Source organism: Enterobacter sp. JS8-1, assembly GCF_049187015.1.
GTDB lineage: Bacteria > Pseudomonadota > Gammaproteobacteria > Enterobacterales > Enterobacteriaceae > Enterobacter > Enterobacter mori.
The window spans coordinates 1187446-1199970 of sequence record NZ_CP185805.1 but is presented as its reverse complement, the minus strand read 5'-3'; the positions used below and the strand labels follow the sequence as shown (position 1 = coordinate 1199970).

The following is a 12525-nucleotide window of genomic DNA, read 5'->3' as shown; positions in this document are numbered from 1 at the left end:
TTGTTTCGATTTTAATCAGCCCGTGGTCGGCCTATTATTTATCACATCAGGGCAAAACGCCCTATCACAGATAAATTACTTAAGGAATACGACCATGAAATCCATCAAAACTTTCGTTGCAGTTGCTGCCCTCTCTCTGGTTTCTTTCGGTTCTTTCGCGCAGAGCGTGAGCGCAACCGCCTCTACCCTTGACCGCGCAGAAGCGAAAATTGCCGCGCAGGCCGCCGAACAGGGTGCCTCATATAAAATTACGAGCGCGAAGGTCGACAACCGCGTTTACATGACCGCACAACTGACTAAATAATCATTGCCGATTGATGAAAACAGACCGCCAGAACGCGGTCTGTTTTGTTATGAATTGATGGCAACAACGGCTCAAGATTTAACCGCGCAACCGTTTTCCTTGCCCGTATAACATGCTATTCTCTGTGCCCTCGAAAGCAGTGTGTTTCGCACCACAGGAGTTTTAAGACGCATGTCTTCCCGCAATAATCCGGCGCGTGTCGCCATCGTGATGGGGTCCAAAAGCGACTGGGCTACCATGCAGTTCGCCGCCGAAATCTTTGACATCCTGAATGTTCCGCACCACGTTGAAGTGGTCTCCGCGCACCGTACCCCGGATAAACTGTTCAGCTTCGCCGAAAGCGCCGAAGAGAACGGTTATGAGGTGATCATTGCCGGTGCGGGCGGCGCAGCACATCTGCCGGGCATGATTGCCGCCAAAACCCTGGTGCCGGTTCTGGGCGTCCCGGTACAAAGCGCCGCGTTAAGCGGCGTGGATAGCCTCTACTCCATCGTTCAAATGCCGCGCGGTATTCCGGTCGGCACGCTGGCAATTGGCAAAGCGGGTGCGGCAAACGCAGCCCTGCTTGCAGCCCAAATCCTGGCGACTCACGATAAAGACCTGCACCAGCGTCTGGCCGAATGGCGTAAAGCCCAGACCGACGAGGTGCTGGATAACCCGGACCCGCGGGGTGCGGCATGAAGCAGGTTTGCGTCCTCGGCAACGGCCAGTTAGGCCGCATGCTGCGTCAGGCCGGTGAGCCGCTGGGTATTGCCGTCTGGCCCGTCGGGCTGGATGCTGAACCTGAAGCCGTACCGTTCCACCAGAGCGTGATCACCGCCGAGATCGAACGCTGGCCGGAAACCGCGCTGACCCGCGAGCTGGCGCGTCATAACGCCTTTGTTAACCGCGACGTGTTCCCTGTCATCGCCGACCGTCTGACGCAAAAGCAGCTGTTCGACAAGCTCGGCCTGGCAACCGCACCGTGGCAGCTCCTGTCCGATAAAAGCGAGTGGAATGACGTCTTCGCGATGCTGGGCGAGCTGGCGATCGTGAAGCGCCGCGTGGGCGGTTACGACGGCCGCGGCCAGTGGCGTCTGCGCGCGAACGACACCGCCGAGCTGCCGGATGACTGCTACGGCGAGTGCATCGTTGAGCAGGGCATTAACTTCAGCGGTGAAGTGTCGCTGGTTGGCGCGCGCGGGCACGATGGCCGCACGGTGTTTTACCCTCTGACGCATAACCTGCATCAGGACGGTATCCTGCGCACCAGCGTCGCCTTCCCGCACGCCAATGCTGACCAGCAGGCGCAGGCGGAAGATATGCTCTCAGCCATCATGCACGAACTGGGCTATGTCGGCGTGATGGCGATGGAGTGCTTTATCACCCCGTCCGGCCTGCTGATTAACGAGCTGGCACCGCGCGTGCACAACAGCGGCCACTGGACGCAAAACGGCGCGTCCATCAGCCAGTTCGAGCTGCACCTGCGCGCGATCACCGACCTGCCGCTGCCGCAGCCGGTGGTGAACAGCCCGTCGGTGATGATCAACCTGATCGGCACCGATCTGAACTACGACTGGCTGAAGCTGCCGCTGGTGCATCTGCACTGGTATGACAAAGAGGTTCGCGCAGGCCGTAAGGTCGGTCACCTGAACCTGAACGACAGTGATACCGATCGCCTGAGCGCCACGCTGGAAGCGATGATCCCTCTCCTGCCGCCGGAATACGCGAGCGGAATTGTCTGGGCACAGTCAAAGCTCAAGTAAGACATCTACGCCGGGGAGTTGACCTTCCCCTTCCCCGGCGTACAATCCCCGCCCATTGCTGCTGAGTTTTCTTCTGGAATAACCATGAACGATGGAACGGACTATCGCGCGATCCTCGCGTCTGATACCCCTTTAATCGACGTTCGCGCGCCGATCGAATTCGCCCAGGGCGCGATGCCTGCGGCGTTTAACCTGCCTTTAATGAACGATGACGAGCGCGCCGCCGTCGGCACCTGCTATAAACGTCAGGGACCGGACGCCGCACTGGCGCTCGGCCATAGCCTGGTGAACGGCGAAACGCGTGACGCGCGTATCAACGCCTGGCGCGAGGCCAGCCTTGCCCATCCTGAGGGCTATCTCTGCTGCGCGCGCGGCGGCCAGCGCTCGCATATCTCACAGGCCTGGCTGAAAGAGGCGGGAGTCGACTACCCGCTGATCCGCGGCGGCTATAAGGCCCTGCGTCAGACGGCGATTCAGGTGACCATCGAGCAGTCGCAAAAGCCGATGGTGCTTATCGGCGGCTGCACCGGAAACGGTAAAACCCTGCTGGTGAAGCAGCACGCACAGGGTATCGATCTGGAAGGGCTGGCGCACCACCGCGGTTCGTCGTTTGGCCGCACGCTCACGCCGCAGCTTTCCCAGGCCAGCTTTGAAAACCACCTTGCGGTTGAGCTGTTGAAAAAAGACGCCTCTCGCTGGGTGCTGGAAGACGAGGGCCGGATGATTGGCTCCAACCACCTGCCAGAGTGCCTGCGCGACCGCATGGTTGAAGCCCCTATCGTTGTCGTCGAAGACCCGTTTGAAATTCGTCTTGAACGTCTGCGCGAAGAGTATTTCGACCATATGTGGGCGGATTTTTCTGCTGCCTACGGCGAAGAAGCGGGCTGGAAGGAGTACAGCGAGTATCTGCACCACGGCCTGTTCGCCATTCGCCGCCGTCTGGGGCTGCAGCGGTATGAAGAATTCACCGCGCTGTTAGATTCCGCGCTGTTGGAACAGCAACGCTCTGGCAGCACGAACGCGCACTTCAGCTGGCTTGCGCCGCTGCTGAAGGACTATTACGACCCGATGTACGGCTATCAGCTGGAGAAGAAAGCGGAGAAGATTGTGTATCGCGGGACGTTTGAAAACGTTGCCGAGTGGCTTGATCGCTGAAAAACAAAGCCGGGTGGCGGCTACGCCTTACCCGGCCTACGTGTGCTTTTGTAGCCCCGGTAAGCGCAGCGCCACCGGGGAGCAGACGACTTAGAAGTCGTAACGCAGACGCACCAGGTTCATGTCGCCCAGGTTGTCGGTGCTGGAGGTGAACACGTGTTCGTAATCCACGCGGAAACCGTAGTCCAGCTGGAAGCTGATACCCACGCCGTTATCGATGCGCTGGTAGTTACGACCGTTCACGTACTCAATGCGGTCGCCCATGAAGTAAGGCTGGATGGATTTAACCGCATACTGACCGATTGGGAACTTGTAGCCCGCAAAGTATTCAATACCCCATGCATCACCGGCGAAGTAGTCGTTAACCGACACTTTTTTGGTGGTCAGGAAGTTCTGGTACCAGCCGCCGCCCGCGGAGAAGGTCCAGTTGTCCGGCGTCCAGCTCAGCGCGGTACCGAGAATATTCTGGTCATAGGTTTTGCTGTCGCCGTTGTCCGGGTTACGCATGTCCGCACGGGTGTAGTTCCACGCGGCGCCCCAGGTCAGATCGGTGGTCAGGTGATAATCCAGACCCAGTGAACCGCCGCCTTTACGCTTGTAGCGCAGGCCGTTGCCCGGCAGGTATTCGCTGTCTTCAAACAGGTAAGATGCATAGATGTCAGCATCGCCCACGGTTTTCTTATATTTCAGCATCTGGCGTGAACGATAAGAACCGTCGTAATCGCCGTTGATACCGTTACCCGGAGCCTGGCCGATCATGTCGTAGTCCCAGATATCGGTTTTCGCGCCAACCACATCATAGTAAACGCTGTTCTGTTGACCGAAGGTCAGCGTACCCCAGGTGTCGCTCTTCAGACCGGTATAGAGCATACGACGGGACGTGTCGTGCGCACCATCGGCGTAGTGGTTATCCCAGTTGAACTGCGCTGGAATGTTCACACCCAGCTCGTAGTAGCTGATCCAGCTGATGTCATCAAACAGATAGTAATCTGCTGCGAAACGGAAACGGGTGCCGCCGTCGAAGCCGTTACGCTTATAGCTGTTTTTACCGTCGTCGCCGGTCATGTTCTGGAACTGAGGACGAATACTGCCGCCAACGGTGAAGTTCAGACGGCTCAGCGGGTTACCTGCCTGTGGGTCTTGCTTAAGAACGGTGATTTCCGCCTGAGAAGCGAAGGTAGTCAATGCCACTGCCGCGCCGATCGTTGCCGCCAGCGCTGATTTTTTTATAGTCATTATTTTTCCTTAATAGACACGCTGCTAAATATTTAGCGGATGAATATTAACTGGAAATAAACGGGCTGTGTCGGCGGGTTTTTAATGTTTTGTGCTACTAAACAGGTGCTTATTATCGCTTTGTGCTATTAAGTGTTTACGCACCAGCATATAAACCGGTGCGCAATCATCACGGATGTGAACTAACTGGCAAACTGGCGGAACAGCGCCTTGCCTTTTAATAACCGCGTGCCAAGCCAGCCGCCACAGAGTGAAAGCAGCACTGCGCCGCAGAGGGGGAGCGTCAACCACAGCCGCCAGTCAGGCTCCCACGGGAAGTCGAACACCTTTGTCTGGAGCACCGCCAGCGCGGTCTCCGCGCCTATCGCCGCCACCAGACCGGCCACCAGCCCCAGCAGAGCAAATTCACTCCAGAGCGTGGCGCGCAGCAGCCGCTTGCTTGCCCCCAGCGTGCGGTAAACCACCAGTTCCTGATGACGCTGACGCATGCCCACCTGCACCTGCGCCAGCAACAGCAGCACACCGCAGATCGTCACCAGCACCACCATGACTTCCAGCGCGCGGCTCACCTGCTCCAGCACCTGCCCCACCTGCTTCAGGATCGCGCCGATGTCCAGCAGGCTCACCGTCGGAAACTCCCGGTTAAGCTGGGTCAGCATGCCGTTGCCGTTTTCCCAGCGGAAGCTGGTGAGCCAGCTCTGCGGCTGGCCGTCCAGCGCACCTGCCGGGAAGATGAAGAAGAAGTTTGGCCGCAGGCTCTCCCAGTCCACCTTGCGCAGGCTGGTGACTTTGGCGCTGAAGTCCTGCGTATCGCCGGTAAACGTCACGCTGTCCCCGAGCTTCACGTTCAGGCGCGTCGCCAGCCCCTCTTCCATCGATACCTCCCCCGCTTTTGGCGGCCATGTTCCGGCGGTAATCGGGTTATGGTCAGGACGTTTATCCTGCCAGGTCAGGTTCAGCTCGCGGTTAAGCGACTCATCTTTATTTCCCTCCGTCGGCTGGCCGTTGATCTGCGTCAGGCGCGCGCGAACGATGGGATAGAACGACTCAGGGATAATGTGGTGCTCCGACAGGAAGCCCTTCAGCGGCGTCACCTGTTCCGGGGCAATGTTGATCAGGAAATAGTTCGGGCTTTCCGGCGGAAGCTGCTGCTGCCAGCGATCCAGCAAATCGCCACGCAGCACCAAAAGCAGCGCCAGCAGCATAAACGACAGCGAAAACGCCGACAGCTGGCTGAGCGTGGACCACGGCTGATGCAGCAGACGGTTGACCGCCAGCCGCACGGGCAGCGATTTCACCGTCAGCTTTCTCAGCACGTTGAGCAACAGCCAGCCGAGCACGCCGCACAGCAGCGCCAGCACCACGGCCCCCGCCAGTACGGCCCACAGCAGCGTGCTGCCCCCCATCAGCCAGGCCAGCAGCCCAACCGCCACGGCAAAAATGATCGGCAGATAAAACTTCAGCGGCCAGACGTTGGCAACCACGTCCTGACGCAGCACCCGCAGCGGCTGCGTCGCGAGCAGCAGCCGGTACGGGCGTAGCCCTACCAGCAGCGAAATCACCGTCATCGCGCCGATTGCCCATAGCCACGGCCAGAGGCTGGCGGGCGGCAGCGCGGCTGGGAGTACCGGCTTTAGCAGCACCATCAGCAGCTTCTCAAACAGCAGCCCGATGGCCCCGCCGGTAATGGCCGACAGCGCCAGCACCATCAGCCACTGGCCGACAATCAGCTTGCGCAGCTGCGCCCGACCTGCGCCGAGGGTTTTGAGGATAGCCACCAGGTCGTAGCGGCTGCGGCAGTAGTGCCCCATCGCCACGGCAACCGCCGCAATGGCCAGCAGCAGGGTTAACAGCGCCGAGAGCAACAGGAACTGTTGAGAACGTTCAAGAGATTTGCCGAGCGCCCCTTCGTCCTGCTCCAGCCCGTACCAGCGATGCTCCGGCTTGAGCTTCGGCAGGAGCCATTTTTCATACGCATCAAGCTGCGCAGGCGTGCCGCCAAACTTGTAGCGCCAGGTGACGCGGCTGCCCGGCTGCACGGCGTTGGTTTTCGCCACGTCAGCGGTATTCATCATCAAACGTGGCGCAAGCTGGAACGGGTTAAAGCCGGAGTCCGGCTCCTGCACCACTTCTCCCGCAATCCTGAACGTCGCGTCGCCGACGTCGATGCTGTCACCCGTTTTCAGGTTTAGCAGCGCCATCAGACGCGGTGCCAGCAGGACCGTGCCAGGCGCGGGTTTTAATCCCGCCGGGCGGGTCTCCAGTTCACCGTACATCGGGTAGATATCATCGACGGCTTTAACGCTGGCCAGCTGCGGCGTGTCGCCTGCGAAGGTCATGGTCTGGAAGCTTATCTGCTCGCCCACCTTCAGCCCGGTCTTGCGTGCTTCCTCAATCCAGCCAGGCGGAACGGCGCGCGAACTTTGCAACGCCCTGTCCCCCGCCATAAATTCCCTGCTTTGCTGGCTGAGCCCTTTTTCCATCCGGTCACTGACGCTGCCGAGCGCCAGCACGCAGGCCACCGCCAGGCTTAACGCCAGCCAGACAATCAGCAGCGAGGGTGAGCGCCACTCGCGCCAGAACCAGCGGGCAATCATGCTTCCTCCTGAAGAACACCGTTCACCAGGCGCAGGCGGCGGTCGCAGCGGGCGGCCAGCTGCGGATCGTGCGTCACCAGAATCAGCGTGGTGCCGTGCTCGCGGTTGAGCGAAAACAGCAGATCGGCAATCTTGTCTCCGGTTTTACGGTCAAGGTTACCGGTGGGTTCATCGGCAAACAGCACTTCCGGGCGACCGTTAAACGCGCGCGCCAGCGCCACGCGCTGCTGCTCGCCGCCCGAAAGCTGCGCCGGAAGGTGGTCAAGGCGTTTACCCAGCCCCAGCTGTTCCAGCAGGGCTTTGGCGTGTTCGCGACTTTCACGGGTATTTTCACCGCGCAGCAGCCCCGGCAGTTCCACGTTTTCCAGCGCGTTCAGCGTCGGGATCAGCATGAAGGACTGGAAGACAAAGCCGATATGGCGAGCGCGCAGCGCGGCGCGCGCCTCTTCATCCAGCTGGTGCAGCGGCTGCCCGACCAGGTGGACCTCCCCACTGCTGCCGTCGTCCAGCCCGGCCAGAATCGCCAGCAGCGTGGACTTTCCGGAGCCGGATTCACCGATCAGCGCGATGGTTTCGGCGCGTTTGACAACGAGTTCAACTCCGGTGAGGATGGACAGCTCGTGTTCTCCCTGACCGACGGACTTCTTAAGACGATGAACTTCAACACTGTTTTCCGCTGGCATTTGCCCTTCCTTTTTTTGATTCTGATGACCTTCCGCGCGGCGGCTGCGGACACGTTACTGATTCTGGGCGACAGCCTGAGCGCAGGCTATCGCATGGCGGCCAGCGCGGCCTGGCCTGCATTACTCAATGACAAATGGCAGACCCAAACGTCCGTCGTCAACGGCAGCATCAGCGGCGATACCTCGCAGCAGGGGCTTTCGCGCCTTCCCGCACTGCTCAAACAGCATCAGCCGCGCTGGGTGCTGGTCGAACTGGGGGGTAATGATGGACTGCGCGGCTTCCAGCCTCAGCAAACCGAGCAAACCCTGCGTACCATTTTGCAGGAGATCAAAACGGCGAACGCTCAGCCGCTGCTGATGCAAATTCGCCTGCCGGCTAACTACGGCCGTCGGTATAATGAAGTCTTTAGCGCGATCTACCCTAAGCTTGCCAAAGAGTTTGATATTCCCCTGCTGCCATTTTTCATGGAAGAGGTCTATCTGAAACCCCAATGGATGCAAGACGACGGTATTCATCCCAATCGCGATGCACAGCCGTTTATTGCCGACTGGATGGCAACCCGGCTGGCTCCTTTAGTTAAACATGACTCGTAATTCAGCGGAGTTCCTGACAGGTAAAGTTATGCAAAAATCGGTCTTAATAACAGGATGTTCCAGCGGAATTGGCTTCGAAAGCGCGCTCGAGTTGAAGCGTCAGGGATTTCGGGTGCTGGCGGCCTGCCGCGAACCTGAAGATGTTGAACGCATGAACGGCATGGGCTTCACCGGCGTGTTGCTGGATCTGGACTCACCGGAAAGCGTTGAACGCGCGGCGGATGAGGTCATCGCCCTGACCGATAACCGTCTTTTCGGCCTGTTCAATAATGCTGGATTCGGCGTGTACGGCCCGCTGGAGACCATCACGCGCGAACAGCTTGAACAACAGTTTTCCGCGAACTTTTTCGGCGTACATCAGCTCACCATGCGCCTGCTTCCCGCCATGCTGCCGCACGGTGAAGGACGCATCGTCATGACCTCCTCGGTAATGGGGCTGATTTCCACCCCGGGCCGCGGTGCCTACGCTGCCAGCAAATATGCGCTGGAGGCCTGGTCCGATGCCCTGCGCATGGAGCTGCGCCACAGCGGCATCAAGGTCAGCCTGATTGAACCCGGCCCGATCCGCACCCGCTTCACCGAAAACGTCAACCAGACCCAGTCGGACAAACCGGTCGAAAACCCCGGCATTGCCGCACGCTTTACGTTAGGTCCTGAAGCGGTTGTCGCCAAAGTGCGCCATGCTTTTGAGAGCGATAACCCCAAACTGCGTTATCCGGTCACGCTGGTGACCCATGCCGTTGGCTGGCTAAAACGCCTTCTGCCGGGCCGGATGATGGACAAAATTTTACACGGCTGAGTTGAAGCGTCGCCGCTCATCCCCATGTAAAGAACAAACCGACAAAAGAGAAAGCCGCATGTCCGTACAGAATATCGTCAATATTACTGAAGCAAACCTGCAACAGACGCTGGAACAGTCGATGACCAAACCGGTGCTGTTCTACTTCTGGTCTGAACGCAGCCAACACTGTCTGCAGCTGACGCCGGTACTGGAGAGCCTTGCCGCGCAATACAATGGTCAGTTCATTCTCGCTAAGCTGGACTGTGACGCCGAGCCGATGGTGGCATCTCAGTTTGGCCTGCGCGCCATTCCAACCGTCTATCTGTTCCAGAATGGACAGCCTGTTGATGGCTTCCAGGGGCCGCAGCCGGAAGAGGCGATCCGCGCCCTGCTGGATAAAGTGCTGCCGCGCGAAGAAGAGCTGAAAGCGCAGGAAGGCATGGCGCTGATGCAGGAAGGCAAATACGACGAGGCGCTGCCGCTGCTAAAAGACGCGTGGCAGCTGTCGAATCAGAACAGCCAGATCGGCCTGCTGCTGGCGGAAACGCAGATTGCCCTGCACCGTTCAGAAGACGCGGAAACCGTGCTGAAGACTATCCCGATGCAGGATCAGGACACCCGCTATCAGGGACTGGTTGCGCAGATTGAACTGCTGAAACAGGCAGCGGACACCCCGGAAATTCAGCAGCTGCAGCAGCAGGTTGCCGACAACCCGGCCGATGCCGCGCTGGCAAGCCAACTGGCGCTGCAGCTGCACCAGGTGGGGCGTAACGAAGAGGCGCTGGAGCTGCTGTTCAGCCATCTGCAAAAAGATCTGGCCGCCGCAGACGGTCAGGCGCGTAAGATGTTCCAGGAGATCCTGGCCGCGCTCGGCACCGGTGACGCACTGGCGTCGAAGTATCGTCGTCAGCTGTACGCGTTGCTCTACTAACAAAAAAATGCCCGGTGGCGCTAACGCTTACCGGGCCTACTAAAAGACGGTTTATTCCGACCTTTTCAACTGCGTCACCACCAGCTGGTGACGCGAGTTGTAAAACTTCCGGTAGGTTAAATAGCAGGCAATAATGGTCGACAGGCTTGCCGTAGAGAGCAGCATAAAGGTCACCATAATCTGATACTTAATCGCTTTTACCGGATCGATCCCCGCAAATATCAGCCCCGACATCATCCCCGGCAGACTCACCAGCCCCACGGTTTTGGCTGAATCTACCGTTGGGATCAGCGATGAGCGAATGCTCTCACGAATCAGCCGCGCCGAGGCTACTTTAGGCGTCGCCCCCAGGCTTAATTTCTCCTGTAACTGCTGCTGTTCACTGCTGAAACGCTGTCCGAGGTTGTTGTAACACAGCCCCACGGCGACCATGGCGTTCCCCGCGATCATCCCGGAAATCGGGATAACCTGCATTGGTGTGAATTCAATGGAACCCGACAGCACCAAAACCGCCAGCGTGAGCGCCGTACCGGTCGTGATGGCGATAAACGAAGAGACGAACGCTTTATCGATATACTTGCTGCGCTTTTGCGCATTCCACGCGGCATTGAAGCAGATAAACAGCACCATCAGCAGGGTCAGTACCGCATGGTTGACGTTGAAAATGTACTTCAGCACATAGCCAACGATGATGAGCTGAATCACCGCGCGGCAGATACTCCACAGAATGTCTTTTTCCAGCCCTAGCTTTTCCCGGTAACTGACCACAATCGCAATCAATACCAGCACCATCGAGAACGCCAGGGATTCATTGGTAATATTATGTTCACCCACGGTCTGCCTCCTGCATTTTTCCGCCCTGTGGTTGAAGGGTAATCACATCATCCGCATGGCTTATTTCGTTTGAATCATGCGTTACCCACAGCACGGCAATATTCTGCTCGCGGGCGTAGCGATGAATAATGTCGTTGACGTTGCGTTTGTTCGCGTCATCCAGCGCGCTGGTAATTTCATCCAGCAATAACACTTTCGGTAAAAACTGCAGGTTGCGGATCAGCGACACGCGCTGCTTTTCCCCGCCGGACAAGGTGTTAATGGATTTCGTCAGGGTGTCCTGCGGCAGCCCAAATTGCGCCAAATCGGCGATAAATTTTTCAGGCTCTGGGGTTTTGCTGCGGATTTGCCACGGGAAAATCAGGTTATCGTAAACCGTATCGCCAAACAGCGTTGGCGTTTGCACGCAATAAGAGACTTGCTGGCGATAGCGTTCTGGTAAAAGTGTGGCAATATCCTTCCCTTCAAAAAGTATTGCTCCCTCCGTTGGGCTCAACAGCGAAGCCACTATTTTCAGCAACGTACTTTTACCACAGCCTGACGGACCGGCGATCAGTTTGAATTCGCCTGGTGAAAGACAAAAATCGACATGTCGAAGGATCGTATTTCCCCCCACGCCGAACCCAACATCCCTGATATGCAAAAGTTTTTTTTGATCGTTCATTTCGCTTCCGTTAACAGATTTTTGTCATCACTGCCTGTAGCATAATCCTTTCACCTGCACAGTGCGAATAGCCTTAATCTATGGCGAGTGTTAAACTTTTCGCACGCTAATTGTCACCCCATCACTACAGGAAGTAAGCAGCATGACACATATCTTTTATGAGTTCCCTTCCCTGAAGCCTGGTGTTCCCGATGTCGAAACATTAATGGAAGTCATCAAATCTTCGGAACTCACAAGTTTTGTCATCGGTGCAGAGGTTGTCGATTTTGTTAAAAAGGCTCTCATCGTGAATACCACGATAGGCAGTTTCAAAAATTGCTATTTCGCCTTCGACAATGGCACCCACTTCCTTGAATTTGATGGCAAGGGAAAGTCGAAACGCTTCAACGACGTGCCGAGCTGGTTCGTCTCTCCCGCTGAATTTTCTCGTACCCAGTGGCTTATTAACCACGATCTTGCTGATGTAAAGGCAACCCAGTTTATTGACGTGCTGATGTCCTACCCGCTGAAAGAGCGCCGCGCACACTGTAATTTGTTATTCGGGCTGGAACTGGAAAAAGTGAATGCGGTTACGGCAGCAGCGTCAAAGGCGGGTAAAATTGGCAATAAAAACGGCAAAACCACCAAACCGCGCGTGACCGACCTGGGATCGTTTGAATTGTTTAGCCAGTTCTTTGCGCGGATGAAAACCGCCGTACTGGCCGATGAGTTCCCAACCCTGCAGGTTCTGACCGGAATGGATAACATGGCAAAAGCGCCACATAACTTAAAGCAAGGTATCCGAACCTGGTTTAAAGCAATTACCGGGGATCTCCCGCCAAACAACAAGCGTGTTGAAGCGGGAAATGCGGTTTTATTCTGCGCCCCGATCCGCGAACACATTCAGCAGATAGAGACGGTTGGGCTGGCGAATTACTACCAGGGATTATCCAAAGCGATTGCCGCTGCGGGTGATGGCTTCATTTCTGACTTTACCTATACTTACGAACAATAAACACGCA

General features: G+C 57.3%; 13 protein-coding genes. 8 read left to right on the top strand and 5 right to left on the bottom strand.

All coding sequences use genetic code 11. The features are described from left to right. Positions 1-94: 94 nt before the first annotated feature. From ACOQH0_RS05610 to mnmH, 4 genes are all read left to right on the top strand, one after another. Entirely contained in the window at positions 95-304 is a 210-nt protein-coding gene (locus ACOQH0_RS05610; RefSeq protein WP_010428245.1) for a YdgH/BhsA/McbA-like domain containing protein, read from the top strand. A gap of 171 nt (positions 305-475) precedes the next feature. After that, a complete protein-coding gene (gene purE, locus ACOQH0_RS05605; protein WP_010428244.1) occupies positions 476-985 on the top strand; it encodes a 5-(carboxyamino)imidazole ribonucleotide mutase in 510 nt (169 codons plus the stop codon). Then, a complete protein-coding gene (purK, locus tag ACOQH0_RS05600; protein ID WP_421511721.1) occupies positions 982-2049 on the top strand; it encodes a 5-(carboxyamino)imidazole ribonucleotide synthase in 1068 nt (355 codons plus the stop codon). Before purE ends, purK begins: the two co-directional genes overlap by 4 nt. Before the next feature lie 84 nt (positions 2050-2133). Next, a complete protein-coding gene (gene mnmH / locus ACOQH0_RS05595) occupies positions 2134-3204 on the top strand; it encodes a tRNA 2-selenouridine(34) synthase MnmH (RefSeq protein WP_421511720.1) in 1071 nt (356 codons plus the stop codon). 90 nt (positions 3205-3294) lie between these two features. On the opposite strand, the gene ACOQH0_RS05590 is transcribed toward mnmH, so the two are convergent. The 3 genes from ACOQH0_RS05590 to ybbA form a co-directional block, all read right to left on the bottom strand. Beyond that, on the bottom strand, positions 3295-4440 hold the full coding sequence (locus tag ACOQH0_RS05590; RefSeq protein WP_216357289.1) for a porin: 1146 nt from the start codon (positions 4438-4440) through the stop codon (positions 3295-3297). Between the two features lie 182 nt (positions 4441-4622). After that, positions 4623-7037 carry a putative ABC transporter permease subunit YbbP gene (ybbP, locus tag ACOQH0_RS05585; RefSeq protein WP_421511719.1) on the bottom strand — a complete coding sequence of 805 codons (2415 nt, stop codon included), beginning with the start codon at positions 7035-7037 and terminating at the stop codon, positions 4623-4625. Continuing rightward, a complete protein-coding gene (gene ybbA, locus ACOQH0_RS05580) occupies positions 7034-7720 on the bottom strand; it encodes a putative ABC transporter ATP-binding protein YbbA (protein ID WP_421511717.1) in 687 nt (228 codons plus the stop codon). Before ybbA ends, ybbP begins: the two co-directional genes overlap by 4 nt. Here ybbA and tesA point away from each other — a divergent pair. From tesA to ACOQH0_RS05565, 3 genes are read left to right on the top strand one after another with little or no spacing between them, the layout of a single operon-like run. Beyond that, entirely contained in the window at positions 7691-8314 is a 624-nt protein-coding gene (tesA, locus tag ACOQH0_RS05575) for a multifunctional acyl-CoA thioesterase I/protease I/lysophospholipase L1 (RefSeq protein WP_421511716.1), read from the top strand. The genes ybbA and tesA overlap by 30 nt on opposite strands. Beyond that, positions 8304-9113, top strand: a complete 810-nt coding sequence (locus ACOQH0_RS05570) for an SDR family oxidoreductase (RefSeq protein WP_421511715.1) — start codon at positions 8304-8306, stop codon at positions 9111-9113. The genes tesA and ACOQH0_RS05570 overlap by 11 nt, the downstream gene beginning before the upstream one ends. A 58-nt stretch (positions 9114-9171) precedes the next feature. Beyond that, on the top strand, positions 9172-10026 hold the full coding sequence (locus tag ACOQH0_RS05565; RefSeq protein ID WP_010428228.1) for a co-chaperone YbbN: 855 nt from the start codon (positions 9172-9174) through the stop codon (positions 10024-10026). 51 nt (positions 10027-10077) lie between these two features. Here the strand turns inward: ACOQH0_RS05565 and fetB are convergent, their stop codons facing one another. Continuing rightward, the gene (fetB, locus tag ACOQH0_RS05560) at positions 10078-10860 is read right to left on the bottom strand and encodes an iron efflux ABC transporter permease subunit FetB (protein ID WP_010428226.1); all 783 of its coding nucleotides are present in this window, start codon (positions 10858-10860) and stop codon (positions 10078-10080) included. Continuing rightward, positions 10853-11524, bottom strand: coding sequence for an iron efflux ABC transporter ATP-binding subunit FetA (gene fetA / locus ACOQH0_RS05555; RefSeq protein WP_421511714.1), 672 nt, complete (start codon positions 11522-11524; stop codon positions 10853-10855). The genes fetB and fetA overlap by 8 nt, the downstream gene beginning before the upstream one ends. A 142-nt stretch (positions 11525-11666) precedes the next feature. Here fetA and ACOQH0_RS05550 point away from each other — a divergent pair, with 142 nt between their 5' ends. Next, positions 11667-12518: a hypothetical protein gene (locus ACOQH0_RS05550; protein WP_421511713.1), complete on the top strand. Its 852-nt coding sequence runs from the start codon at positions 11667-11669 to the stop codon at positions 12516-12518. The last annotated feature ends 7 nt before the right edge of the window (positions 12519-12525 follow it).

Coding starts and splice junctions, on each gene's coding strand:
- purK (WP_421511721.1), top strand. CDS start 982: ATGAAGCAGGTTTGCGTCCTCGGCAACGGCCAGTTAGGCCGCATGCTG.
- fetA (WP_421511714.1), bottom strand. CDS start 11,524: ATGAACGATCAAAAAAAACTTTTGCATATCAGGGATGTTGGGTTCGGC.
- ybbP (WP_421511719.1), bottom strand. CDS start 7,037: ATGATTGCCCGCTGGTTCTGGCGCGAGTGGCGCTCACCCTCGCTGCTG.
- purE (WP_010428244.1), top strand. CDS start 476: ATGTCTTCCCGCAATAATCCGGCGCGTGTCGCCATCGTGATGGGGTCC.
- tesA (WP_421511716.1), top strand. CDS start 7,691: ATGAACTTCAACACTGTTTTCCGCTGGCATTTGCCCTTCCTTTTTTTG.
- ACOQH0_RS05610 (WP_010428245.1), top strand. CDS start 95: ATGAAATCCATCAAAACTTTCGTTGCAGTTGCTGCCCTCTCTCTGGTT.
- ACOQH0_RS05565 (WP_010428228.1), top strand. CDS start 9,172: ATGTCCGTACAGAATATCGTCAATATTACTGAAGCAAACCTGCAACAG.
- ACOQH0_RS05590 (WP_216357289.1), bottom strand. CDS start 4,440: ATGACTATAAAAAAATCAGCGCTGGCGGCAACGATCGGCGCGGCAGTG.
- mnmH (WP_421511720.1), top strand. CDS start 2,134: ATGAACGATGGAACGGACTATCGCGCGATCCTCGCGTCTGATACCCCT.
- ybbA (WP_421511717.1), bottom strand. CDS start 7,720: ATGCCAGCGGAAAACAGTGTTGAAGTTCATCGTCTTAAGAAGTCCGTC.
- ACOQH0_RS05570 (WP_421511715.1), top strand. CDS start 8,304: ATGACTCGTAATTCAGCGGAGTTCCTGACAGGTAAAGTTATGCAAAAA.
- ACOQH0_RS05550 (WP_421511713.1), top strand. CDS start 11,667: ATGACACATATCTTTTATGAGTTCCCTTCCCTGAAGCCTGGTGTTCCC.